This window comes from Gilliamella sp. B2824 (assembly GCF_026536245.1).
Taxonomy (GTDB): Bacteria; Pseudomonadota; Gammaproteobacteria; order Enterobacterales; family Orbaceae; genus Gilliamella.
The window spans coordinates 20,031-44,929 of the sequence record NZ_JAFNON010000016.1 but is presented as its reverse complement, the minus strand read 5'-3'; the positions used below and the strand labels follow the sequence as shown (position 1 = coordinate 44,929).

General features: G+C 35.4%; 18 protein-coding genes. All 18 read right to left on the bottom strand.

Annotated elements, in window-relative coordinates:
* Positions 1–949: 949 nt before the first annotated feature.
* The gene (locus tag J3U56_RS11545; protein ID WP_267367809.1) at positions 950–3,058 is read right to left on the bottom strand and encodes an SWIM zinc finger family protein; all 2,109 of its coding nucleotides are present in this window, start codon (positions 3,056–3,058) and stop codon (positions 950–952) included.
* Positions 3,055–4,224 carry a VWA domain-containing protein gene (locus tag J3U56_RS11540; protein ID WP_267367807.1) on the bottom strand — a complete coding sequence of 390 codons (1,170 nt, stop codon included), beginning with the start codon at positions 4,222–4,224 and terminating at the stop codon, positions 3,055–3,057. The genes J3U56_RS11545 and J3U56_RS11540 overlap by 4 nt, the downstream gene beginning before the upstream one ends.
* An 8-nt stretch (positions 4,225–4,232) precedes the next feature.
* The gene (locus tag J3U56_RS11535; RefSeq protein WP_267367806.1) at positions 4,233–6,773 is read right to left on the bottom strand and encodes a DUF5682 family protein; all 2,541 of its coding nucleotides are present in this window, start codon (positions 6,771–6,773) and stop codon (positions 4,233–4,235) included.
* 9 nt (positions 6,774–6,782) lie between these two features.
* Positions 6,783–7,877 carry an ATP-binding protein gene (locus J3U56_RS11530; protein WP_267332946.1) on the bottom strand — a complete coding sequence of 365 codons (1,095 nt, stop codon included), beginning with the start codon at positions 7,875–7,877 and terminating at the stop codon, positions 6,783–6,785.
* Positions 7,878–8,041: 164 nt separating this feature from the next.
* Positions 8,042–11,683 (bottom strand): DUF4132 domain-containing protein, encoded by a 3,642-nt coding sequence (locus tag J3U56_RS11525; RefSeq protein WP_267367804.1) that lies wholly within the window; start codon positions 11,681–11,683, stop codon positions 8,042–8,044.
* 526 nt (positions 11,684–12,209) lie between these two features.
* Positions 12,210–14,753, bottom strand: coding sequence for a DUF4132 domain-containing protein (locus J3U56_RS11520; RefSeq protein ID WP_267367802.1), 2,544 nt, complete (start codon positions 14,751–14,753; stop codon positions 12,210–12,212).
* A gap of 116 nt (positions 14,754–14,869) precedes the next feature.
* The gene (locus tag J3U56_RS11515; protein WP_267367800.1) at positions 14,870–15,895 is read right to left on the bottom strand and encodes a hypothetical protein; all 1,026 of its coding nucleotides are present in this window, start codon (positions 15,893–15,895) and stop codon (positions 14,870–14,872) included.
* Positions 15,892–16,737 (bottom strand): deoxyribonuclease IV, encoded by an 846-nt coding sequence (gene nfo, locus J3U56_RS11510; protein ID WP_267367797.1) that lies wholly within the window; start codon positions 16,735–16,737, stop codon positions 15,892–15,894. Before nfo ends, J3U56_RS11515 begins: the two co-directional genes overlap by 4 nt.
* A 19-nt stretch (positions 16,738–16,756) precedes the next feature.
* The gene (gene yejK, locus J3U56_RS11505) at positions 16,757–17,761 is read right to left on the bottom strand and encodes a nucleoid-associated protein YejK (RefSeq protein WP_267344587.1); all 1,005 of its coding nucleotides are present in this window, start codon (positions 17,759–17,761) and stop codon (positions 16,757–16,759) included.
* Between the two features lie 741 nt (positions 17,762–18,502).
* On the bottom strand, positions 18,503–18,559 hold the full coding sequence (locus tag J3U56_RS11500; RefSeq protein ID WP_416379695.1) for a hypothetical protein: 57 nt from the start codon (positions 18,557–18,559) through the stop codon (positions 18,503–18,505).
* A 69-nt stretch (positions 18,560–18,628) separates the two neighbouring features.
* Positions 18,629–19,603, bottom strand: coding sequence for a sugar-binding transcriptional regulator (locus J3U56_RS11495; protein WP_267367795.1), 975 nt, complete (start codon positions 19,601–19,603; stop codon positions 18,629–18,631).
* A gap of 22 nt (positions 19,604–19,625) precedes the next feature.
* Complete coding sequence (locus J3U56_RS11490; protein ID WP_267344586.1) at positions 19,626–20,405, bottom strand: triose-phosphate isomerase; 780 nt, start codon at positions 20,403–20,405, stop codon at positions 19,626–19,628.
* Between the two features lie 216 nt (positions 20,406–20,621).
* A complete protein-coding gene (locus J3U56_RS11485) occupies positions 20,622–21,734 on the bottom strand; it encodes a glycerol dehydrogenase (protein WP_065633494.1) in 1,113 nt (370 codons plus the stop codon).
* 82 nt (positions 21,735–21,816) lie between these two features.
* Positions 21,817–22,467, bottom strand: a complete 651-nt coding sequence (gene dhaL, locus J3U56_RS11480) for a dihydroxyacetone kinase subunit DhaL (RefSeq protein WP_267348491.1) — start codon at positions 22,465–22,467, stop codon at positions 21,817–21,819.
* A gap of 18 nt (positions 22,468–22,485) precedes the next feature.
* Complete coding sequence (locus tag J3U56_RS11475) at positions 22,486–23,484, bottom strand: dihydroxyacetone kinase subunit DhaK (RefSeq protein WP_267332955.1); 999 nt, start codon at positions 23,482–23,484, stop codon at positions 22,486–22,488.
* Positions 23,485–23,525: 41 nt separating this feature from the next.
* The gene (locus J3U56_RS11470) at positions 23,526–23,873 is read right to left on the bottom strand and encodes a Lin0368 family putative glycerol transporter subunit (protein ID WP_416379676.1); all 348 of its coding nucleotides are present in this window, start codon (positions 23,871–23,873) and stop codon (positions 23,526–23,528) included.
* A 28-nt stretch (positions 23,874–23,901) separates the two neighbouring features.
* A complete protein-coding gene (locus tag J3U56_RS11465) occupies positions 23,902–24,375 on the bottom strand; it encodes a Lin0368 family putative glycerol transporter subunit (RefSeq protein WP_065799081.1) in 474 nt (157 codons plus the stop codon).
* Between the two features lie 15 nt (positions 24,376–24,390).
* Complete coding sequence (gene dhaM, locus J3U56_RS11460) at positions 24,391–24,774, bottom strand: dihydroxyacetone kinase phosphoryl donor subunit DhaM (protein WP_267332957.1); 384 nt, start codon at positions 24,772–24,774, stop codon at positions 24,391–24,393.
* Positions 24,775–24,899 lie beyond the last annotated feature (125 nt).

Genomic DNA, 24,899 nt, shown 5'->3' with positions numbered 1-24,899 from the left:
AATATTTAGCGGCTAAAAAACAGTATACAACGATATCAAGTCAAATGCTAAACCGGACATTAGATATTGCCGGAAAAAAGCTAGCCGAAAAATCGATTAGTCATGGAAAAATAACCTCGCAAGGTCTGGAGCTGGGGGATTAAACGATATTGAAATTGGAAATGTTATAGCACGCTTAAATTTTCAATATAATAAAGTGCGCATAATGTGAAATGCGTTATGTTGAAGTCGCAGTTTGTAAAATGTTGGCCGACGCAGTCGGCTAACAATCAAGAATTTAGCATAACGCCATTATGCGTACTAAATTTCATTACTTATATTCTTACAGAATTTATTAGTAAGGTTGAAATATATACAATAGTTCAACCTTGTTCCAAAATGGAACATTTTAATTATCTAATTTTATTATTACTTGAGTATATTATGTCTTGCACTGCATCTTTTGCATAATTATCTAATATATAATTTGCCAATGCTGTCCATGAAACCGATTTTCCAATTTTGTAACTTAGATCAACCGCAAGTCTTTCTATTTTCAATTTGCGTTCTGCTGTAATAGCTAGGCTATGATTTGTCGGGAGGCGTTATGGTCAATATGTCGATTTGATTGAAATTTGTAAATTGTTTGGATGCATGTTTTTCTAAACCACTTATGCAGTGTTGAACTAGAAACCGGTATACTATAAACCCTGTTTATAAAAAGGCAAACAAGATTTTTGTACTCAAAAACCCTTTTTTTAACACTTTTCTAATATATTGATTTTAATCAATTTTAATTTAGTGTAAAAAAAGGGTTGATTGGCAAAAAAGTAAATCAAGATTTTTATATTGAAACGTGTATATTTGCTTAAACTTTTTACAAAACTTTTATTGCTGTAATCTTCTAGCTAGCTTTAATATACTTTTTCAAAATGAGTATTTGCTTTTTGTTCGATTTAATTCTACTTTTTTACTCTTCTTCAGCATCATTCCTAATCATAATGGGTAATTGGTAATGCGCATTCTGCATGAGATGGCATAGGTACACGGCTTGTAAAATATGAACGACTTCGATGTTTGGGTGATTGCCTATTTTTGTCAACACTTGACTTAATGTGTTTAATCCTAAGGTGTCGCATTGATTTTGCAATTGCGCTAATTGCTTTTTATCGTCATTGTTCAGTTTAAGTCGTCCCGAACTCGTTATTGTTTCACAAAAATTGAGCGTCGGCTTGATAATGTAGATAACAATTGGATCGTGTTGGTAAACAATCTGCTGAGGTTGTTTTTGAAAGAGTATTTCGGGTTGTTTACAATAGTCATCGCTGTTATTCGATATTTGGTATAACGATTCGTTGTCAAAATCCAGATTTAAAATATTGATATCATCGGTTAGTGGCTGTTTATAAAATAGTGCAAATGGTTCAAGATCTAAATTATTATCATTTTTTACACATTTTACTAACACGGTTAAGGGTTGCAACTCTATTTCGTGTAGCAAATAAAGTGATTCAATACGTTGTTTTTGTTTACCATCCCAAAAGATGCGTAATAGTAGGTCATTATTCTGTGAATCTTTAACACACCACACCAAGCATTGTCTGATTTCGTCCAAATAAGGTTTTTGTGCTTTGGTAACGTGAATAAAGAGTACTTGGTTGAACAGTGAAATATTAGTATCGTAATTTTGTAAATAGTGACTTAGTAACGACCAGTTATCAAAGCCAACTTGTTGTTGAAATTGCTGATACTGCTGCAAATTCCAACCTGTTGGTTGTAATTTTATGTGTGAACCACGACTTGATAATTTACCATCATGCGATAAACGTGGTTCATATAAGGTAAAAGCTTTATTCATTAAGTCACAAGGCATCGCTTGCCAAATTGATGCACTTTGCCATAGGCTTTGTCGATTAAAGTTGATATCTGAATTATTAGGTCTGGCTAAGGTTGTCTCATAATATTGTAGCGCTATTGGATCCCAAAAGTAAAAGGTCGCCCCAATTGCGCCGGTTTTGCTTTGCCACCAATAAGCTCCCAATGGTAGCAAGTCAATTAATTGAGCATCATTTTGGTAATGACGTTTTTGCCCCCCACGTACTGTGGTAAGTTGTTCACCTTGATAATGTGATAATTTTTCCAGATATGCTTTAAGGCGAGCTAAGAATAACAGTATGTCTTGTTCGTCAACGGTAAAATGTCGATTGGCTTGTTGTTCAACAAGTTGGCAAAGGTGTCTTAGCATTGCGGCTAAACTGGCAAGATTTTGCGATCGAGCAGACATATTAAGCAACTGTAATTGTGTCGCTTGGCTTTGACTCACATGGGATAATCCATGGGTGATTAATGTATAAATATGTTCTTCAACTTGCTTAATTAATGCTATTTCATCAACGCTTAACCGATCAATCGGTTTATCCGTTAAGTTGTTTTCGATTGGCCAAGTCCATGGCTGGTGATGTTGTTGAAACAGGTACGCAATAACCGCTAAATGTACAGCTGTTTTCTGTTTTTCGGGTAGCTGTGAAATCATACCAGCAAAACCGGTCCCAGTCATATAGATAATCGGCATGTCACTTTGTGGTATTTGAATACGTAATTGCCCTTTTTGATTTTCTACGGTTAATGGCGGCAGTTGCTGCCACTCAAAAACCAATTGATAAGCAAGGCGCACATTGGCTTTACCTGCTTGTTTAAGTAGCGCGCCAGCATCGATTGTCAGTAGCTCGCTTAATGCATCTTTTAATGGTGGCACTGACCGTTCAGTCGCTGAATTTTGCGATAATGTTGCATTATTATCCGTTTGATGATTGGGCTGAAGTTGTAACCATAAAATGGCCGCAATAATATGTTTGCAGTGTCCACTTGCTGGGCAACTGCAAGTTGCTTTTTGAATTCCTTGCGCAGTAAGTTTCACCTGTTGACCATCGACCATAAACAGAAGAAAATCGGGTTGCTCTTCTTGCAATAGGACTTTATCAGCTTCGATATCTTTACGTGCACGGCGAATTAAACCAATATTGGCATAAAGTGCTAACGCTTCTTGATCATAATTTAAGTAGGTTTGTTGCCAACTCATCGCATCACCTCGGCAAGCCAGTTAGCAAAATGCTCGGGAGTTAAGGCGGCAATTAGCATACCGCGATCAGCAAGTTTTTGTGATATTTGCATATCATAAACAGCATTAGCTTGATAGTCTAAAGCAGCTAAACCCAGCATTTTTACTCGATTAGCATTAAGACGAGCAACAGTTCGATATAAATGCGTTACATTTGCGCCTTCATAAAAATCACTCACCACCACCACCACCGTTCGGCTCGGGTTTTTAATTTTTTGTTCAGCATAATTAAGTGCTTTACCAATGTCTGTTCCACCGCCTAATTGTACAGTCATGAGCACTTCAACCGGATCTTCGGCTATATGTGTTAAATCGACAACTTGAGTATCAAACACCAACAAATGCAAATTAACCGCCGGTAGTTTTGCGATGATAGCGGCACAAATTGCTGAATAAAGAATTGAACTATCCATCGATCCACTTTGGTCAACACATAAAATAATATCCCAAGGTAATTGTCTTATTTTTCGTGAATTGAAAATTGCTTTTTCAATAATAATTTTTTGTTTGTTCTGATCAAAATGCCTTAGATTAGCATTGATTGTTGCCCGCCAATCAAAGTTCTGGTTATTTTTGATTAAAGAGCGCCTAAATCGATTTTTTTTACCTGTGATCGCATTGACAAAATTCGTTTGAATCTTTCGTAAAATTTCGTCCACCACTTTTTTAATTAATATTCGTACTTCTTGGCGAACGTCATAACTCAATTTACCCCGTAAATTCATCAATAATCGTACCGAGTTTACACTAGGTTCAAGATCTCGTATGACTTTCGGATCGTCTAAAATTCCCTCCAAGCAATAACGCTCTATCGCTTGATTTTGCATTCGCTCAAAGGTACTTTTAGGAAACAATTTACGTGTTAGTTTTAACCAATCTATCGTTTTATAAACAGAACGACTTTTATCACCCGCTTTTAGTTCTGAATCAGCTTTTTCATTGGTCAATAAACCTCGAGCACGATATTCGTGTCGATAAAGATACTCTAATGATTGATCGATTTGCTTATCATGCGTATTAAAATTAATTTGACCTAAATCTTCATCGGCATAACTTCCTAAAATTAAACGCCAACGTTTAATTTGTTCATTGGTAGCTTTATCATCGATGTGACTATCGTGAGTCATACGTATTCCTATTGTTTAAACCATGTTTGCAAATGCTGTTGTTGAATATGTTTGGTTATAAATAGCTCTAAAGAAAGAGCTTTGTTTAACTCTTTTTCACTAAAGTTGTATTGGTAAAAATCTAATTCATCATCGGCAATATGATATTTTTTAGCAATCTGACTAGCCAACGAAGCATTCTGTGTTGGGTTTAATTGAGAAAAGGCATAACGTAAATCAGGCAATATTTCAATAAATCGCTCAGGTGACCAATCAATCATTAGTTGATCCAAGCTATTAAGTAGAAAAGACGAATGGATAATCAATTGTGGGGTACACTGCATAATACCGATAAAATAGTGAATTGCATGATCATTTGGTGTATTTAAACTGAAGTTAATTTTTATTTTATCTTCTAGTTGTTGTTGGCTTAAGTACGCATCTAAGTAGCTAAGACTATCAATAGCACCACAGATTAATGGCAGTTGAGCTAACTCAGGTTGTAAACGATGCAAATTATGATAAAAATCGTGTTTAAATTGTTTAACATTAAGTTGCTCTGGTAAATAATTTAGTAAGTCTCTAAATGAAAGTAATATTTTGATATTTTTTTGTTGCTGTTCTTGCTCTGGTTGTTTTAACTTGGTTAACAAGAAAAGACTCTGTTTAATTATTTTAACTAATAATATCAGTAACGTTGCGGTATTTTTCAGTTGTAAAAAATTTTGCCCTTGCCATAAGTAAAGTAAGCGATGGCCACAATTGATTAGATTGTCCAGTTCGTTATCGTTCTCAATACAATTAGATAGATTATTTAATAAATAAGCAAAACAAGATTCAAGCCCCATCAAAGCGCCTTGAATTAACTGTTCAACTGCCACAATACTTGAAAAACCAGTACTGTTTTGCCCTAACTGTTCAGTCGCTAATTGTAATTGCTTTATTGCGATTTGCGCTAACTGCGTCCCCTGTTCAGATAATTTAATTAAACGCGCTTCGACCATGGGGGTCCAAGCATAACGCCAATCTTCAAACATAATCGATAAGCGTTTACCATGAATATAATCAGGACCATCTATTCGATTGGCAAAACCCACTTGTAAAAAAGCCAATAAATGTAAATAACGGCTACGTTGCCGATGCTGTGATTTGCGATAAATATCGATATGCGTAAGTTTAGGACTGGAATAATCTAACTTAAATCGATATTTTTTTAGCGTTAAATATACTTCATTCACTAACGGAGGTTGTGCAATACCTTTAGGTATTTCACCCAACAAATTGCCCGATAAGCAATTTTGCACGGTTAACCAAAACTCATGACGAGAATCATTGATACTCTCTTTGATAAAGCAGGATTGAATCGCATCAAGCAGATCATATCTTCCTGGTCCATGATGTTCTCGTAAGTTGGCTAATAACATTGATTGTGCTATTGCAGAACGAAATGGGATAAAACCGATAATATTGTCACTGTTTTGTTGTCGTAATTTATCAACAATATCGGTAAGCACATCAGCAGTTAAAGATTGGCGAAATGCGATGCAAGATTTGCCATTGGTGGTTGATTTATCATAAAGTAACATTGACTGCCATGCCGCTTGATAATAAGCGGGCGAAGGCATTCCTGACGCATAACCATTTAAGGAATCAAGGCGATCAAAGCTATAACGAATTAGCCAATTTTGATCTTTATCACTACTTTTTTGTTGGTGATTAAATCGAGTCATCTCTGCTTTTTTAGGTAGCACAAGCTGATCGTGCCATAATCCTTCCAGTAAAGGTAAGGTATGAAAACCACCTGTTACGACCACAATTTTTGCATCAGGTTGAGATTTCTTTAATTGACCTATCGCTGTTAACATATACTGTTCACGCTGAACTGAACCCTCTGCGGCAAGTGAAGACGGTGAATAATCAAGCCTTGCCATTGCACACCAAATAAAGGTATCAATAAAGAAATTTTGCCAATCAGCGATATCATTATAATCTTTCAGTTCAAAAAGATGTTCCCACACTTCATCATGATCACGACAATGCAATTTTTTCATTAAATATTGAATGTATTGGCTGTGTTTTAGATAAGTTTCGGAAAGTAGCGAGCGACTTTTATCAAAATCAGCAGCGATTTCTTGATCACATTGCAAAGCCCAAGGCAGATCAATGAATTGTAGTGTGGCATGCTGCTCTTTTGCCATTTGTATTGCCACCCATTCTGGCGAGTAATGACAAAATGGGTAAAAAACCGAACAGGTAGATTGTTTAGATACACTATCATCTTCACTTTCTGTTACTAACGGTATTGTGTCAATTTCTGTCTGACAAAGTATCGCAATGGGCGGACGTGTATCATCATGTAACAGTTGTTCAATTAATGGCGTAAAACTCACTGGCGCTTCAATCAATATATGCGTTGGTTTTGTTTGCTCAATCAATTTTTTAAGCGCAAAACTGCATGATGGGCTATGATGACGTATCGGGGCAAAATAGATCTGCTCTTGCTGCAAAGCAGCAAGTTTATTTAATGCTTGTGATAACCTATCGGGTAATAATTCATGGTTAAGCGTCATGTTAAGTCGTTATTTCCAGAACGTTTTTGATACTTGATAAAAACTGTGCCATGTCTCGGATTTTTTTGCGCGTTCACGCACAACATTATCCATATAAAATTGGATTCGTTTTATATCATCGGCATTATCTTTTAAAACCACACCTATAAGCTGTTTGGCGATTTGTCCTGCATTTAAGGTTCCATCGCTAAAATAATAAGCATCTAATGCTGAAGCATAGGCAATGTTTACCGCTTCGGCCGTTGACATCACGGCATCAGGTGTTTTTATATTTGCGCCATCTTGAGTTTGACCTTGCCTTAACTCTTGAAAAGCCGTAACAAGTAAGTCAATGACATCAACCGGAATAACTATTTGTGTTTTTAATTCACCTAATTCTTGTTCAAGTTGCCTTTGTATCAATTCAATCTCAAAATCTTTATTATTTATTGGATTAACAGTTTCAAAGTTAAAACGTCGCTTTAATGCAGCAGACATTTCATGCACACCACGATCTTGTAAATTAGCAGTGCCAATAATATTAAAACCGGGTTTAGCACTAATAATTGCATTTGCTCCCATTTCGGGGATCATCATCTGTTTTTCAGACATAATTGAAACAAGGATATCTTGAATTTCTGGTGGACAGCGAGTTATCTCTTCAAAACGAACAATTTTACCTTGTTTCATACCTTGATAAATTGGCGAACCAACTAATGCACGTTCGGTTGGTCCTTCGGCCAGCAATAAGGCATAATTCCAAGAATATCGGATATGATCTTCACTAGTACCAGCCGTACCTTGGATGGTCAAATTTGAATCACCACTGATGGCGGCTGCCAATAATTCTGATAACATAGATTTGGCTGTACCCGGTTGACCAACCAGCATTAATCCTTGTTTACCTAATAATGAAACAATAGATCGATCAACTAAAGGATCGTCACCAAAAAATTTACGGCTGATACCCAAACGATCGTTACCTAAAATAAATTGACGCACCGATTTAGGGGATAAAACCCAACCTTCAGGCTTATTATTTTCGCTATCGGCCTTGATCAGTTTTTCCAATTCTTTACTATAACGTTGTTCAGCACTTAACCTAATAACTTGTTGTTTTGCCATAATCCTTTATTCTCCCAATCTGAATCAAAACCAGCTGTTCTATCAGCTACTATTCTATAATTACTATAGCTTTCGACCAGTAACAAACTGGTAATCATTGAGTATTTTGGTTCAGCCTTTTAAACATACATTGTGAGTATTTTGCTAGCTATATTTAGTCAATTTTACCAAATTAACTTATCTTGCCAATTTGGATCAAAACCGCTTGATGCATCTGCTACCGCCATATAATCGGCATAGCCTTCAGCAAGTAACACGGGCGGTAACTCATCAAGTGCAATTAATCTATCTTTAAACGTTGTATTTTTACTAAAGTACAGATTGAAAAGCGCTGCCGGTATATTTTCTTCAGGGACAAAGCTACCACTGAATTCAATATTAATATACAGTTTAAGGCTAGCAAAATATTTATAATAACTATCAAAATAACCCGCATCTTGTATATCATTACGTTTATAACCCAATTTAGTTAGGATTTTTCGTATGGTAAAACTATCGGTTAACCAACCATAATATTTATCAATCATGTCATCTTTAAAGTGACGAATATCCGGTAATGGATGATTGAATTGATCGAATAATTGAATAATTTTGTAATCTTTAAGATGAGTTTGCCAATGTGCTGTGATATCAGCGGTTAATAGCGCTGAATGCGCAACGGTAATATGATTATTTTCGTTCAAAACAATTTCGTCATCTTGATTATTGACCAAACTACCATCTTCAGTTGGTCTAAAGCTATTAACAATATTGCCGTTTTCATCGAGTTCCAACCATACTAAGCGTTGAATAAGTCGACCCACAATTGGATGCGGTTGTAGATAGGTTTGCCAATCATCAACTCGCCAACTGCGCTGAGTGCACATCGCTTCATAAAAACGATTAATTTGCATATCCAGTAATTGAGTCAGTTCTTTTTTACTGTTACTAAATTGTTTTTTCGCATCTTTTACTAAAGCTGAATCTTCACTTTTACGTGCTTCCGGTAAGGCTTTAATTTCGTCACCATCGGCATTTTTTAAGTGCCATTTAAACTTATCATCTAACGTTGCGTTAAAGGTGCGTTCACCATAATCGAGAGTTAACACACCACTTTCATCCAACCCCGCTGTTGATATAGTGCGATCCGCTAATTCGTCTAATGTCCAACCATTACGTTCAGCAATAGTTTCTACTAAGGAACGTGCTTTTTCTTGTATTGTTGCCATGCGATGACGTCGAGCTATTGAGAGCAACAATTGAGTAATCAGTGGATCATCACTTTGTGCAAGGGGTTCTAGCATCGCTTCAATTTGAGCCCGCCGTTTTTGGTGATGTTTCATAAAATCAAGTAATAACGAAACAGCAATACCCCCTTCAATACCGGTAGTTAACGCTAATACACCCTTTGCTTTAATTGCAGAACCAAGGTAGGTAGCTAATGTCTCTTTTTTTATCTCCTCAAATACTTGTTCCAATGTAATATTGGCATAAGCAGGATATAAACTCGGGTATTGTTTATAATAACCTAAGTATTCTTGCAAACGTTGATTAGCCATTAGGTTAGCTTGCGCTTCGGCTTCGTTAATGCTTGGTCTTAAAGTATCTTGCTTGATAAAACTACGTAAAATAAACTCAGCTAATTGTTGTTGGCTTGGTTTACTTAACAATTGACTATAAATTGTTAATAGTGGGTTTACAGGCTCTTTTAACTTAACCGCTAACCAAGCCCACCACTGAATAATTTGTGGTTCGACCGCCTCGCCGCTTTGCCAAGTAAGTGCAGGCATTAAGCTAATATCAAACCAGTCAAATTCATTAGGTCTTTTACCTTTTAGACCTTGTTTTGCTTCAGCTAATAATTTTTCAGTGGTTAGTTGTTGACTTATGTCTTCACCACATTTTTCTAAAGCAATCAATAGTGATGCTTGTATAATTTCGCGTTTTTCTTTTTTTAATGCATGATGTAATGCTTTAATTGACGATTTTTGTCCTAATAGTGCCAACCAATCTGCCGCTGCAATCCGCTCTTCTTGTTTAGGCGATAGTAAAGCTTGTTCAACTTGATCATAAATATTAGGAATGACTTTTAGAGTGTTTTGTGCTGCATGCCGTATTAATTTGTTTTCTTTTAGTGCGAGTTCAAAAAGATAATTAACATATTTAGTCGGCAGACTAGGAAAAAGTTGTAATATTTTTATTGCACTAACTTTATCAAGTTTAATGTAGGACCAACATTTATTGCTCTCAGCAAAGCCTAAAACTTCATCAAGTAAAAATTCATGTTCAGCAAAAAATGGCCATAATTTATCTGGTTGATTTTCATAAAAAGGATGATAAGTCTCACTGGTTAAAAATGGTAAAGCAACAGCATAGAGCACATGTTGACAATAATCAATTTTCGCCATTACATCGGCGATTTTCCTAAGATCGAAATTTTTAACAACGTCATTTTTTGTATATACCCTTTCAAAACAATAAGTACCACCATTTTGATCAATTAATCGCATTGCTCTAAATAAGTGATAAAGGGTGAATTCGGGTAAATTTTGTAATCTATTTTTAGTCAGTAAAAAATGATAATCGACGTTTTTATTAATCCCTTGAAGTAACGGCGTGTATTGAATTTTACCATTTAAATAATGATAAATATCATCTAAATTTTTTTCAGTTAGTGTGTCAGATAATTCATTATGTTTTAGTTTGTGATAGTCTTGATAATTTTGCCGCAAAATGTCTTGTGCCATCGATGGTAAATCGATATCGATAATGGGTTCAAAACTAGGAATAACTAAATTTGTTTGTTGTTTTGCATTATTAGCAGTTTCAAGTCGTAGCAAAGCGCTTTCAATGGAGCCAATAACGGTTTTATTGGTTTCACTTGCTAATGCTTGTTGTAATATTGCAGAATCTGACGATATTCTTGCCAGTAATTGAGCGGCATTACTACGTTGTTTAACCGAGCCCAACGTTAAAAAGTGTTGTAGTTTTGATTGCACATCTTCAACAGGAAAACCCATTAGCATATCTGTCGCTAATTGACTGACTTGTTTGGCAGTATGTAAGGCTTGCTGAGTAATAAACTCAATCAGTGGTAGCTGAAGTTCAGAATGCTTTTTTATATACTTTAATTGTTCTACCTGCCCCAAAACAGCAATATCCTGATCGGGTAGCTGGCTAAATAATTTAAGATGATTTTTAATATAAGATAATAATCCATCGATGTTGTAAAAATACTGAAAGTCACTTAGGTCATTGCTCGTCATATTTTGCCGATCAAATATCGCCAATAATAACTTTTCACCCAATCCAGTTTGTTCCATTTCGAGTAGTTGGTGTAATTGTTCAATTGACCAACTTTTTCGTTGTTCAATGTCTTCTTCATTTTTACAAAAAGAGGGCATTGTGCTAATCAAACCATCATATAAAAGATATAAAAACCATGCCGGCAACTGTTGGTTAATTAATTTAACTAAATGCAAATGGTAACAAATTGCGCTCAAAACACATCCAAAACGCCTTATTTGTTCAAGTGTATAGTCATCAGTCCAACGTTGATAAAAATCTATTCTGGCTTTTTTAGGTGGTTTTGGTTTATCGTAAAAGCTTGTTCCATAAAAATCACAGGGCCTATATAGTAATTCAAAGAGTTTATAAGCGTTATCGCTAGTTTGACATAATTGTTCTAAATCACTTAAAACGTTAGCTTCATCCCCCTGTAAAACATATTGAGTAATACGCTCTGGCAAACTTTTATCGATTGTGGTTAGTGGTTCAAATATAGTTGCAATTAATTGTTGAGCAGATTGAGCATGTGTTTCTTTCATATTCCTTGGTTCTCCTATACAGGATATTTTTTATTAATCATTTATATTAATTAAGTAGCCATCTTCCGCTGGTCTAAAGCTAGTTATAATTTGATTGTTTTTAATGATTTCTAACTAAACCAAGCGTGTAATCAGTCGTTTTCTTATTAATTATAATTATCCGTCCATTGTTCATAAAATCCGATCCTTGCATTAGGCGATGCGCTATCACTATTGTAATAATAACAATAATTGATACCGAGCAAAGAACAGGAATAAGACATAAAATCCATTATGTCATCAATGCTATAATGGCAATCTTGCGTTAATTTATTTATTCAAAATTGCGTAATTATCTCCTAGCATAACATATCTTAAAATGTTTTCAGGGATTGTTTGATTGCGTTTTCATAAAGATTCAAAATAGTTAATATTAGCTGTTCAGACGGCGTATCAATCCCTTTTTACTGACCTGCGATTGAAAACGGCTAAACAGTGAGGCAATTTTACCTTTTACTTTATTAAACATTCCCTATTCTTAATATCTTTATTTTGTTTTCGCTACTAAACAATAATCGGCATAACTTTCAGCTAATATAATTTGCGGAACGCGATCAAGCGGAATCGTTTTTTCAATTGTTCCTATTTGCTGAGTAAAATACAAATCATAAAGTTTTACAGTCTCATCACTATTTGTTGTTGTACGATAAAATTGGCTGACCATAATACGTGCTCGAATACCTAAGCTTGAATATAATTTAGCGAATCCATCAATACAATCCCAGTCAGTAATGCTATGATAGCCTTTCGAATATAATATGTTTTTTAAGATATTTAGCTTGATAACCTTGCCATAATAATCATTTAGTTTATTGTCAATCACTTGACTCAAATCAGGTAAATGATTAGCAAATTGAGTAAATAGAGGCGTAACTTTGTAATCCTTAAGATGATTTAACCATCCTTCTACTTGATCATCTGACAAATAGACGCTATGCGCTAACTTAATATAATGCTCAGGATTTAAAGTGACTTCATCATCATTTATGTTAATCAAGCAACCATCTTCTGTCGGCCTAAAACTGTTAATGACTGTGTTGTTATTATCGACTTCAAGCCAGATCAACGATTCAATCATTCTATTCATGATAGGATGTTGGTATAAATTGGCAAACCAATCTTGGTAAGACCACACTTGCCCAATAGACATCATGTCATATAACCGCTTTGTTTGATTGTTGATAACTTGTTTTAACTCTGTTTTACTACTGGTTAGTAATTTTTTATATGCTTTGATTTGTTCAACATTTTCGCTATTTGTTGCTTCTGGTAACGATTTGAGTATTTTACCCGCTTCATTTTTTATCACTAATTGTAAACAGTGATCGAGCTGTGCTGTGAATTTACGATCTCCATAATCAAAATCTAATACACCTCGCTCGTTTAAATTAGCTGTTGGAACCATTCTTTCAATGAGTTGTTCAAGGCTGCATGCTTGCGCTTGCGCAAATTCTTCAAGTATTTTTTTGGCATTTTTACGAACAATATTTGAACTATAACGAAGCGAAGTAGAATAAACTAGTTGAGTAATTACCGCATGATTAATCGTGACAATCGCCTCAAATACCGCTGATATTTCACTACGTTTTGAGGAATGAAATTTCAAATAAGGACGCACAATATCAGCAATTTGATAAGGTTCACTATATTTACACAAAGCCAACATGCCTTTGGTATTTAGTGCAGATCTGACATAACGTGAGTACTTATCGGATGTTAGTTCTGTATCTTGTATAATGAACATTTGCACCACAAAATACCCAAGTTTTTGTTGGCTCTTTACATCTAATAATTTTAAATAGAAATCAAACAAGCCATTATCAGTGGTTTGTTTTAATTTTACCGCTAAGATGATCCACCAATAAATAATTTCAACAGCAACTTTCTGACCATTTTGCCACATTAATTCTGGTAGCATATAAGGTTCAAGCCAATCAAGACTGACTGGTTTTTTGGTTTTCAATCCTTTTTTTGCTTCATTTAGCAGATAATCAGGCGATAAATAATAAGAGATATCTTCACCCAACTGACTTAATGCGCTGAGAATAGATGCAATTACCGCTTCTTTTTTCTCTATTGATAAAGCACGCTTCAGTGATTTGATCGACGAATCCCCCCCTAATTTCGCTAACCAATCACTCGCAACTATTCGTATATCTTGTTTTGTTGATAATAATGCTTTTTCAACTTCTAGATGGATATTAGGAATTTTGTTTAAAATAAGCTGTGACTGTAAACGAAAGCGACGACCAGCGCCTAGAGCCCACTCCTGTAATAGTGGAATATACGGTTTAGGTAACTGTGGAAAAAGGGAAAGAATCGCTAAAGCATTTGCTGTTTTATAACATTCTAAATTAGTTTCACCGAATAGTCCCAATGCCTGATCAATATAATGCAAATTTTCGGCAAAAAATGGCCAAATAAGATGTTCTTGATTTAGTATATATTTTTCTAAAAAAGGTAAGGAAAAATAAAATAAAAAAGCACCGGCAATCTTATCTTTTATTGTCGTGCTACCAGTAATACTTTGTAATACATCAGCTAATAATCGCAGATCAACTCGACAATATAATTCTTGTTCCAATAATGATGAGAGATCTTTGTTGACATATTTAGGCTTTTCTAAATAATAAGCTCGTAATACATGCCATAAATTACACTCAGGTAGTTGTTGCAAACTATCTTGGTATAAGGCGAGTGACAATTCATTTTTATCAAATATATCTAATTCATTATTATCCAAATCTAAATTGTTTTTTGGTACCAAACCATTTAAATAAGCAAAAACATTATCAAGATCGTTCGAGGTTATTGATTTCAATATGTCATAACGCTGCTGTTGGTTTGAAAGACTAACATTACAAGTTTTGTTAACTGCTTGTTCATCCTCAACCTTTATTTTTATTATTGCCAATTGCCTATCAATATTTTGTTGTAAGGTTTGTCGAAAATTATCTGGCAGCAGGCGTTGAGGAATGGATTGATATGGCGTTATATCGCGACCTTTAGCTTGTAATGTAGATTGACTCAAAGTATTTCCTTATTTCACTTATTTCATATTATTATAATATCTTGAGGATTATTTAACTCCTCACCCAAAATTTAAATACAACTTATATGACTTTTTAAACAAAATTAAACCTAATATTATTCAAGACAATAGTATTTTGGCGCAAAAAACTGATGCTTTAGATTAATAAATTGAAAAAGAGGTGCGCAGCCATAAATAAAATCAAAAATAACAGGGGGTTCATTTTTTAAAAGTTTACCTGTCCATTGTTCTATTGGTTCATTTTTATCTGCTAAATTATTCAATGGTTTAAAACCACCACCTTCACTATAACAAAGACTAACATTGGTTATCATATTCGAATCCGAATCTAAAATAATCAAATGCTCTAAAACCGTATCAGGATCGGATGGCTTTTGATAGTCTTGTAGATAAAATTGTAAACCATTTACTTCGGACAAATAGCTATCCCCTTTTACTAAGTCATCTGTCGGCCAATGACATCCAATAGAGGCAATTTCAATATTTTTATCAAGTACTGGGAAATCGTCTTTGCTAATTTTTTTCCACGATAATGGCGTTAATTGTTCTTGAGCGAATGGATTCTCTTTACCAAAAGACACCAGATAATCTGAATGGTGATCAAATAGTTTTTCATCTAATTTAAAACCATATATATAATCGTTCTGCTTAAAAGGAGCTTTATAATAAGTCGTATCCACCACAGCAAAAGCATTTAACTGACTAATCGGCAATGATGTTAAGTCATTATGTTTATAATCGTATATAAAAACATTATCGTCTTTTGATAAACCCGCCAACTCAAAAAATTTAGCACGGTATGAATCTGTCAGTAAATATTGTTCATTTTGGTAACTCTCTTTTTCATCTCCAGGAATTAAAATAATAGCTTGTTGATTATTCTCATCATATAAATGCACATCATCAGATAATGAAATAAAGGCAAATTTAGGTTCATCTCCAATTTTATAATCAATAAAAAATAGGTCGTACATGCGAATATCCGACCGATATTGAGACTGAAATGTTGTTTCATCCCATTCTATTAACTTGTTTTCGCCAAGCATTGCCGCATAACTATAAGAATTAAGGGATGATAAAATGAATCCCCAAAATAAACCCTGTAATAAAAATTTTTTCATGCTGATATCTGTTCTTTTAGCCAAGCAATTTCTTGAGCCCAAATATCAGAATCAATGGTTTCTAAAATTAAAGGGATTTCATCTATTCTTGGATCTTGCATGATATATTTAAAAGCGGTTTTGCCAATGTTACCTTTACCTAAGCTGTCGTGGCGATCGACATGGCTAGCCAGTTCGCTTTTGGCATCATTTAAGTGCATACCACGTAGATAATTAAACCCAACAATTTTTTCAAATTCAGCAAAGGTTTCTTGGCAGGCTTTTTCAGTGCGTAAGTCGTAACCGGCAGCAAAAGCATGACAAGTATCAATGCATACACCTACCCGGCTTTTATCATCAACTTGATCGATTATTTGCGCTAAATGTTCAAATTTATAACCTAAATTAGAACCTTGTCCGGCTGTGTTTTCAATAACGGCGACCACATCTTTGGTTTTATCTAAAGTCATATTAATCGACTCAGCTATACGCTTGAGGCATTCATCAACTGAGATTTGTTTTAAATGACTCCCCGGATGAAAATTTAACAGTGTTAAACCTAGCTGTTCACAGCGCTGCATTTCGTCTAGAAAAGCAGTGCGCGATTTTTCAAGTTGTTCAGCATCGGGATGACCTAAATTAATTAGGTAGCTATCATGCGGTAGAATTTGTTTACTCGTGAAGCCATATTTTTCACAACGCTTTTTAAAGCTATCAATCATTGCCGGTTCTAGCGGTTTTGCATGCCATTGCCGTTGATTTTTGGTGAAAAGCGCAAACGCTGTTGCACCAATTTGATAAGCATTAATCGGTGCGTTGTCAACACCGCCCGAAGCACTCACATGTGCACCAATGTATTTCATATTGTTACTATCCTAATAATTAGTTTGAGCCATTGTTACGTTGCAGTTGATCGCGTAAATTAGGTGGAATACCTTTAATCACCAAAGAATCAGTTTGTGGATCCCATTTTATGCGTTCGCCTAATAGATCGGAATCAAAGCTAAGGGTTAATCCCCCCCCACTGCCTGAAAATTTTTTTAATTGACGTAATGCGCTACGATCAACCGGGAAGGTGTCTTCTAAATCATAATCACTGTTTTTAACAAATTGCATAAAGTTGTTATCGTCACTGACTGGTAATTCACTGGCTAGGTTTTTGAGTTCTATCTCTTCGCCTGCTTGTAATTGACCTTGACAGTAGTTATAAACATTTTCACGCGCGGCGTTTTTGTCTTGTTTATCAAATTGCATCTCTTGGCAATAATCATCAACCGCTTTGACTAACGTTTTATTTTGCGCTTTGGCATCTAATCCTTCACTAGCGCCTAAATAATCCATAAAAAAGTCCGATACTTTACGCCCTACTCGACCTTTTAAAAAAGTCAAATAGCGTTTTGAATCAGCTTGAGTTTCCCATTCTGTTATATCAATTCGCGCAATAATGTCGGCATGATCGATATCTAAATATTGGGTTTCGGAAATATCCAAATCTTCATTCACAAGCATGCTTGAACAACTATTTAACACGGCAATAATTAGATATTCCACCGCTAAATAGCGATAATGACAAAATACGACTGTTCCCCCTTCGGCAAACGGATATTTGGCAAGTTCATTACGTAATTGTTTAGTTGATTCTTGACTAAAGTGGAGAAAATCTTGATTACCTAAACGTAATTCTTTAAGAGATTGTTCAAACAAACTTTCACTATTAAAAAGTCCATAAGCTTTGCTTTTGTTATTATAGATACGATTGATATCTTCAATTAAATTTACCACAGCTTGCTGATTGCTTAACATTGAATCACGAAGCTGTAATTCGATTTCAGTGTCACTTTTTCTAATTAATTTATGTAATATAACTTTTTCTATTTGCACACTCATTTTAAATTCCTATTGGGATAATAGCGTTTATTTGCAACTATTTTATCAAAGCGTTCAAAAAGTGCTATCTGCAATTATAAACAACAACAATAAACTAAGCTTATATCTATTTGAATATTCGATTCTTTCTGCCATTCACGCTTTCGTATAAATATTGCCAATCACATGGTTTATTTTTACTATAGCTTTCTGGTAAAACCTAGCTTTTATAGCTAATAATGACAATTCGGTATAATGATAACATCCACGATTAAAAGTGAAATGACGTTAGTTACAGAAAATTGTAAGAATAACAAAAAACAATTAATCGAAAAGTGGAACAAACCAATTCTTTGTTATGGCTTTTTTCTATTTTTGCATTAAATGATCTGAATTTTTTGTAAATAGTTAATCTGAAAAATAGACTGTTATTAATTTTGTTTTATTACTTCTATAAATAAAAGTATAAGATGCATCCCCACCATCAATTTTTGCGGTATTTCAAATTGATGTTTTCCAATCTATATTTGACTTCAATATTAAGATCATCATAAATATCGGTAAAATTTTGTGCTATTTTTTAGTTTTTCGAAATACGCTAAAAGCCCCAAAAACAATATTTTTATACATAATCACCGTTGTTTTCTTAAACTTGTTAGCAAAATTAATCATTTTTAAAATGGGGAGGCGGAACATTTATCTTCAATTAATCAATAATATTAACCGGGCAAAGCATCTGCTTAACAGCCCAAAAAATCAACTCTAAAAAAAACCAATAAATAACGGCGGATCACCTGATGGTGTTAATTCCCCGCCAATGTTAACAACGAGAAAGATGAAAAAGATAATAAGAAGATAAAAGCGCCAATATGTGATTAATACAGCTATCTACTTAGCTGTATTTTGCTGCAAACTCAGCACTGTTCTTGCATTCGATGCACTGGTAGCAATAATATCAATTACCCCTGATCTCAACGCACCTAAAATAGCGGTTGATTTGGTGTTTTCCGAGGCAATAGCGATTACGCAGGGAATATTACGTAACTCTTCAATACTTAAACCAATGACCCGATCATTCATTACGGTATCGACTGGGTTGCCATTAATATCGAAAAAACCATAACCTGCAATATCCCCAATCACCCCTTGATTTAATGTCGCATAGGTGATCTCTTGTGGGGTAAACCAACCTAATTGCACCATATAACAATTTTCGTTCATATCCCCTAAGCCAACTAAAGCAATATCAGCTTTAGATGCGCGTTCTAACGTATCTTTTATGACACGATTTTGCATAAAAGCGTGTTTAAGCTCGCGGTTTTCGACATATGCTGGTGCATAAAGTGTTTCACTGCTGGCATTAAATTTTCTAGATAGGCTTCGGCTAATATGATCAGCATCAATAATTTCACCAACTCGTTGCGTTCCACCAATACCACAAATAAATTTACATTGTTTTTCAGGAAATACCCCAACATGACTGGCAATAGCAGCAACATTTCGACCTTGTCCTACCGCAACAGTCATACCATTTTTTAAATTACTTGATAAATAGTTAGAAACAAGAGCCGCAACTTGCCGTCGCTGTTCGTCTTCATCTTGATGATCTAAGGCTATCAGTGCACGCTTAATACCAAAATGGTTAACAAATTGTTGTTCTATCCGTGAACTAAATATTGGATGATATTTGACATTGATTTCAACAATCCCTTCAGCTCTAGCTTTTTTTAACAAGCGACCGACTTTAATACGCGAAATGCCAAATCGTTGCGCTATCTCTTCTTGAGTTTGTTCATACTCATAATAGGCAACAGCTATCTCGGTGAGTAGTTCTGCTTCTTGTTTATCGTCAAATCTATCCATTAGTTCGCCTTGTTTCTCAATATTATCGTTGCTGATTTATAGCGGATAATATATTACAAAAACCTGTCGCTTGCCATGCACTACGACCAATAAATAGACCATCAATATTGGGCTGAGCAATTAATTGGGTCGAATTTTCAAGATTGACACTACCACCATAGAGTAAAATCATGTGATTAGCCACTTCTGAACCATAGAGATCAGAGAGCGCTAAACGTAAATTATGATGAATAAATTCAGCCTCTTGAGGTGTTGCCGGTACGCCTTTTTCACCAATTGCCCATATCGGCTCATATGCAATCATAACCTGACTAACTTGATTATGATCAATTCCCGATAGCGCAATCTTCATCTGCTTTACAACAGTTTCACTCGAGACTCCCCAAGATTTTTCTTGAGCGCTGTCCCCAACACAAACTAATGGTGTTAATTGGTGTTTGAGTGCAGCATGAACTTTTTTATTTATTGTCATATCGGTTTCACCAAAAAATTCACGGCGCTCAGAATGCCCTAATTCAACTATTTTAGCACCGGTATCTTTTACCATAATTGGAGATATTTCACCGGTAAAAGCACCCGATTCTTCAAAATGCATATTTTGGACACCGGTTAAGCAATTTATGTTGTGTTGATATAAGTATTCCGCCACATCTCGAACACACGTAAAAGGAGGAATGACAAACGGTTGGATATGACTTTTTAAATCTTCGGGATAGTAGGTTTTTAGTTGTTCACAAAATAACAATGCTTCGGCTAAGGTTTTATTCATTTTCCAGCTGGTGCCTATGAATATTTTTTTCATAATTTATCCTTGTATTGATGTAATGCTTTTCATCGCTTTTTTTAATAGGCTTCCAATAGTAAAAATGGGTTGAAGAATAGTTATTGACTAACCTGACTATTCTTCCCCATTTTTTTATCATTTATCTTGTTTTAGTAACACGCTCATTATTACGGCAAAAAGCCACTTATTTAAGCAATAACGATTGTTGACCTAAAAGCACGTGTTGTTTTGGTGTTATGCGATACCTAAACGTTTTTTATAACTCTTCACATAATAATCTGTTGCTTTGATAGCTTGTATCACATCATCAGCCGTCACCGCAAAAGGCAGACTATGGATAGTTTCAACAGGAGCAATGGCTTTTTCGCCAATTAATTGAAACTCTTCTTCTGTAATTTTATCTAAATGCACTTGCTCTAACGTGATGGGTAAATCCAACTTAATATATAAATCGATATACCTTTCAAGCTCAGCAATTGGTCGACCTTCTAGCACTAGTTGAGCGATTGTGCCATATGCCACTTTTTCACCATGCGTTAGATGATGCACATCACCTGATACGGCAGTAAAACCATTATGAATAGCATGAGCTGCACCTAAACCACCATTTTCAAAACCAAGGCCACTTAGTAAGGTATTCGCTTCAACAATAGCTTCTAATGCTGGGGTAACTAATTTCTTTTCATTCGATTCAACAGCAAGTAATGCATACTCAAATATGGTTTTTTCACACTCTCTGGCAATTGCTTCACCAGCAATTGTTGCAATACCACCAGCATCCGTTTTATGGCAACTACGAATGGAGGTTCTAGCTTCAACCCAAGTTGCCAGCCCATCAGCTATACCTGATTTTAACGATCTAACCGGTGCATTTGCAATCACTCGAGTGTCAACTAATACCAAATCTGGATTTTTATAATGGTGCCATAAAAAGTCAAATACACCATCTTCAGTATAAACGACTGAAACTTTAGCCGTTGGTGCATCGGTTGATGCAGTTGTTGGTACACAAACTTTAGGTATATTATATTTGGCGGCAAGTGCTTTAGCCGTATCAAGTGTTTTACCACCACCTACACCAATAATTGCATCAAATTTTTTTGATTTAAACTCATCAAGTAATCGGTTAATTTCTACCATTGAACATTCGCCGTTAAAAATGGCTTTAGTAATCGATAGTTCGGCTTTTTCGAGTGAATCGGCGAGTTGATTGGCAGCAATATTCCAAATATTCTTATCTGCTAGGATTAAAAAATTGGTCCCAAAGGGTTTGATGTATGCTTCTGCACGAGTCAGCAAATCTTTACCTTGTACATATCTATTAGGACTAACAAAAACCTTATCCATATTAAAATCCTCTTATAAACACATTTACTAACTAATTAATTATTATTAATTCAATTAAAATAATTAATTTACTTCTGGAGAATTACTTCTCGAGTTTTAATTGCTGTAAAAATTCATTCATAATCATCCAAGCTGATTCAGATCCCGCATCCTTGTGCCCTATCGCTCGTTCACCTAATCGCATGGATCGCCCTTTTTTAGCAACCAATGGAATAGTTAACTCGGACCCTTTTTTCATTTCATCAACGCAAATTTCTAACGTTTTTACAGGGTCATCACCCTCTTTATAATTGTTTAAAACATTTAGCCCCGGAATCAGTGCATCTATCATTGTTTTATCATTAAGTTCGGCTTTTCCTCGCATTTGTACAGCTTCAACACCATCTTGATACATTTGACAGAACTCTTTGAATGTTACTGCTTGTTTTCCAGTTGTATGGTTTGCCATTTTCATAAAAAAACTACCATATAAAGGCCCTGATGCTCCGCCGACTTTGCTCAATAAAATCATTCCTACTTTCTTCATTAATTCAGCAATATCTGCTGTTGAGTCAGACAAGAGTGGCAGTTGCTTTTCTACTTCACGAAAACCTATGGTCAAATTAATACCATGATCACCATCGCCAATGTCAGAATCTAATTTACTGAGGTGGTCACGGTTTTTTTCGGCCATATCGGCTATTTTTTTAAATGTTTCGATAAAATAAGATTTATTTAGCATCAGGGCACTCATTTTTCCTCTCCTTGGTAGTTAATAAGCAATTTTAAAATAAGGCGCATCACATGGATGGTCTAATAGCTGTTTTAGTTCATCATCTAGCTTGATAACAGAGATAGACATCCCTACCATATCCATTGAAGTCACATAATTGCCTACCAGTGGTTTATAGATTTTAATGCCCTTTTGTGCTAATAAAAGATGTGCTTTTCGGTAGCAGATATATTGGTCCATCAATGCCAAACCACCTAATCCATTAATCAGTAATTGCACTTCATCACCTGCTTTTATTTTGGAGTCTTGTAAAAGATGATCGATTAATTGGCTCACAACGACATCGGCCTTTTCTAGCTTAGTTCTTTCAATACCGGGTTCACCATGAATGCCCATGCCAACTTCCATGTCACCTTCTTGCATATCAAAAATGACTTCGCCGGTAACCGGTAATGTACAAGATGATAGTGCAACACCCATTGAATAAGTATTGGCATTAGCTTTTTCAGTTAAAGCTTTAACTTTATCTAAGTCATAACCTTTGGCGGCAGCACTGGCAGCGACTTTGAACACAAATACATCACCCGCCACACCACGGCGATCACTAATGTTTTTTGAAGAATAGATATCATCAGTCACTGTCACCGTTTCAACCCGGATACCTTCATCGGCAGCTAATTCAGCTCCCATATCAAAGTTCATAACATCGCCAGCGTAGTTACCATAAACAAATAGGCATCCTTTACCAGAATCAACCGCTTTTACTGCTTCATAACAATATTCAGGAGATGGTGAAGTGTTCACATTACCGACTGCTGCCGCATCCGCAAAATCTTTGCCAACATAACCTAAAAATGCGGGTTCATGTCCTGAACCGCCGCCAATAATTATTCTAACTCTTGGCTCTGTACTGATTTTTTTACTTACGATTACGCGATTACACGCTTTTTTTAATTCGACATATTCACTATGCGCTAAGCAGTAACCTTCTAGCATCTCTTCTACGACATCATAGCCATCATTAATTAATCTTCTCATTACATCACCTCGGTCTATCCTTTACATGTTTTACTTGTTACTTAACTCACTAAAAAAAGTGATAATACATACCCACCAACAATACCTGCACATACTGCTGCAACAATATTTTTAACTGATTTACGTTTGCTTCCACCGGTTAAAGCTGAGGCTACCCAAATCCCAACACCAGCGGCTAACCCTTGATCGACCCATACTGAACCACTTTGCGTAATCATTGGCGTTGCTATTCCATGATTAATACACCAGACTGTTCCAACAATAAATGCTGCTGCCATCCAACCACCAATTGGTCCCCAATTGTCAACCATACGCCCCCATGCCATGCGTATAACAAAAGGGAAGATAAAACCACCGATTATTGTTGCAATAGCCAATTTAATTGACATCATCATTTGCTCCCTATATTTCAGCTAATTATTTCTTTTTTTGAAAAACTTTGATTTGTTTGCTACGCAAGATCTTTTCTTTTGCTTCTTTCAACTTTTCAAAATCAGAACGTCTTAAACCAGGTTCTCTTGGATTCTCATTAATAAATTCTGTTTTCTTCGCCATATCTTTTTCAATGAAAGCAGCAGTAATTCCCCCTAAAGTAGCGCCGACAATCACAAGCAATATGGTAGGTAAAGAAGAGACAAATGCATGCCCACCTTGAATAAAGGTATCGCGCATAATGCCACATACTGCAATAGCAAGTCCCATATCAACAAAAGCAGCATCATCTTCATTGCCAGTCAGATTGATATAATGATTCATGTACCACATTGGACCAATAATGATTACCGCCGCCAAAAAACCACCGAAAATGCCGTAAGTACCTAATTGTGACCAAACTGACATTACAATCATTCCAGCGATACAATAACCCACAAAGCTTCGAAAAAATTTCATCCTAACGCTCACTTTTTAAATATTTTGTAGTTCAGCTAAAATACCTTCAACATCTTCATCAACCATGGCTTGTATTGACGCAACAAATGCACCTTCAACAAGGGGAGCATCAACTAACGTCACCTTACTTCTTAAGGCTTCATCTTCGATAAGGTCAATAGCGGTTTCTGTGCTTAAAATGGCACTACCTATATCAGCAAATATCAGTATGTTTTTGTGATCTTTTGATTGTTCGATGATGTTATAAATCGCAACTGAATCTGTTCCCAATCGTCCATCCTCTGTTCCGCCTGCTGAATAAATTTTTACATCACCGGTTGAATCGACCATCTCTTCGATCATTTCTTTTAATCCATCAGTAATTTTTTTACTGTGAGAGACTAAAATAATACTAATCATGCTTACCTCTTGAACATATGTCTCGTTAATAATCTTTTGTTCAATTATATCGAATAAAATTAAGGCGGAAATTGTTTTATAATAAATTTGTGATTCAGATCTAACTTTTAGATAGTGATAATTTT

Coding starts and splice junctions, on each gene's coding strand:
- J3U56_RS11545 (WP_267367809.1), bottom strand. CDS start 3,058: ATGAGTTGGCAACAAACCTACTTAAATTATGATCAAGAAGCGTTAGCA.
- J3U56_RS11540 (WP_267367807.1), bottom strand. CDS start 4,224: ATGACTCACGATAGTCACATCGATGATAAAGCTACCAATGAACAAATT.
- J3U56_RS11535 (WP_267367806.1), bottom strand. CDS start 6,773: ATGACGCTTAACCATGAATTATTACCCGATAGGTTATCACAAGCATTA.
- J3U56_RS11530 (WP_267332946.1), bottom strand. CDS start 7,877: ATGGCAAAACAACAAGTTATTAGGTTAAGTGCTGAACAACGTTATAGT.
- J3U56_RS11525 (WP_267367804.1), bottom strand. CDS start 11,683: ATGAAAGAAACACATGCTCAATCTGCTCAACAATTAATTGCAACTATA.
- J3U56_RS11515 (WP_267367800.1), bottom strand. CDS start 15,895: ATGAAAAAATTTTTATTACAGGGTTTATTTTGGGGATTCATTTTATCA.
- nfo (WP_267367797.1), bottom strand. CDS start 16,737: ATGAAATACATTGGTGCACATGTGAGTGCTTCGGGCGGTGTTGACAAC.
- yejK (WP_267344587.1), bottom strand. CDS start 17,761: ATGAGTGTGCAAATAGAAAAAGTTATATTACATAAATTAATTAGAAAA.
- J3U56_RS11495 (WP_267367795.1), bottom strand. CDS start 19,603: ATGGATAGATTTGACGATAAACAAGAAGCAGAACTACTCACCGAGATA.
- J3U56_RS11490 (WP_267344586.1), bottom strand. CDS start 20,405: ATGAAAAAAATATTCATAGGCACCAGCTGGAAAATGAATAAAACCTTA.
- J3U56_RS11485 (WP_065633494.1), bottom strand. CDS start 21,734: ATGGATAAGGTTTTTGTTAGTCCTAATAGATATGTACAAGGTAAAGAT.
- dhaL (WP_267348491.1), bottom strand. CDS start 22,467: ATGAGTGCCCTGATGCTAAATAAATCTTATTTTATCGAAACATTTAAA.
- J3U56_RS11475 (WP_267332955.1), bottom strand. CDS start 23,484: ATGAGAAGATTAATTAATGATGGCTATGATGTCGTAGAAGAGATGCTA.
- J3U56_RS11470 (WP_416379676.1), bottom strand. CDS start 23,873: ATGTCAATTAAATTGGCTATTGCAACAATAATCGGTGGTTTTATCTTC.
- J3U56_RS11465 (WP_065799081.1), bottom strand. CDS start 24,375: ATGAAATTTTTTCGAAGCTTTGTGGGTTATTGTATCGCTGGAATGATT.
- dhaM (WP_267332957.1), bottom strand. CDS start 24,774: ATGATTAGTATTATTTTAGTCTCTCACAGTAAAAAAATTACTGATGGA.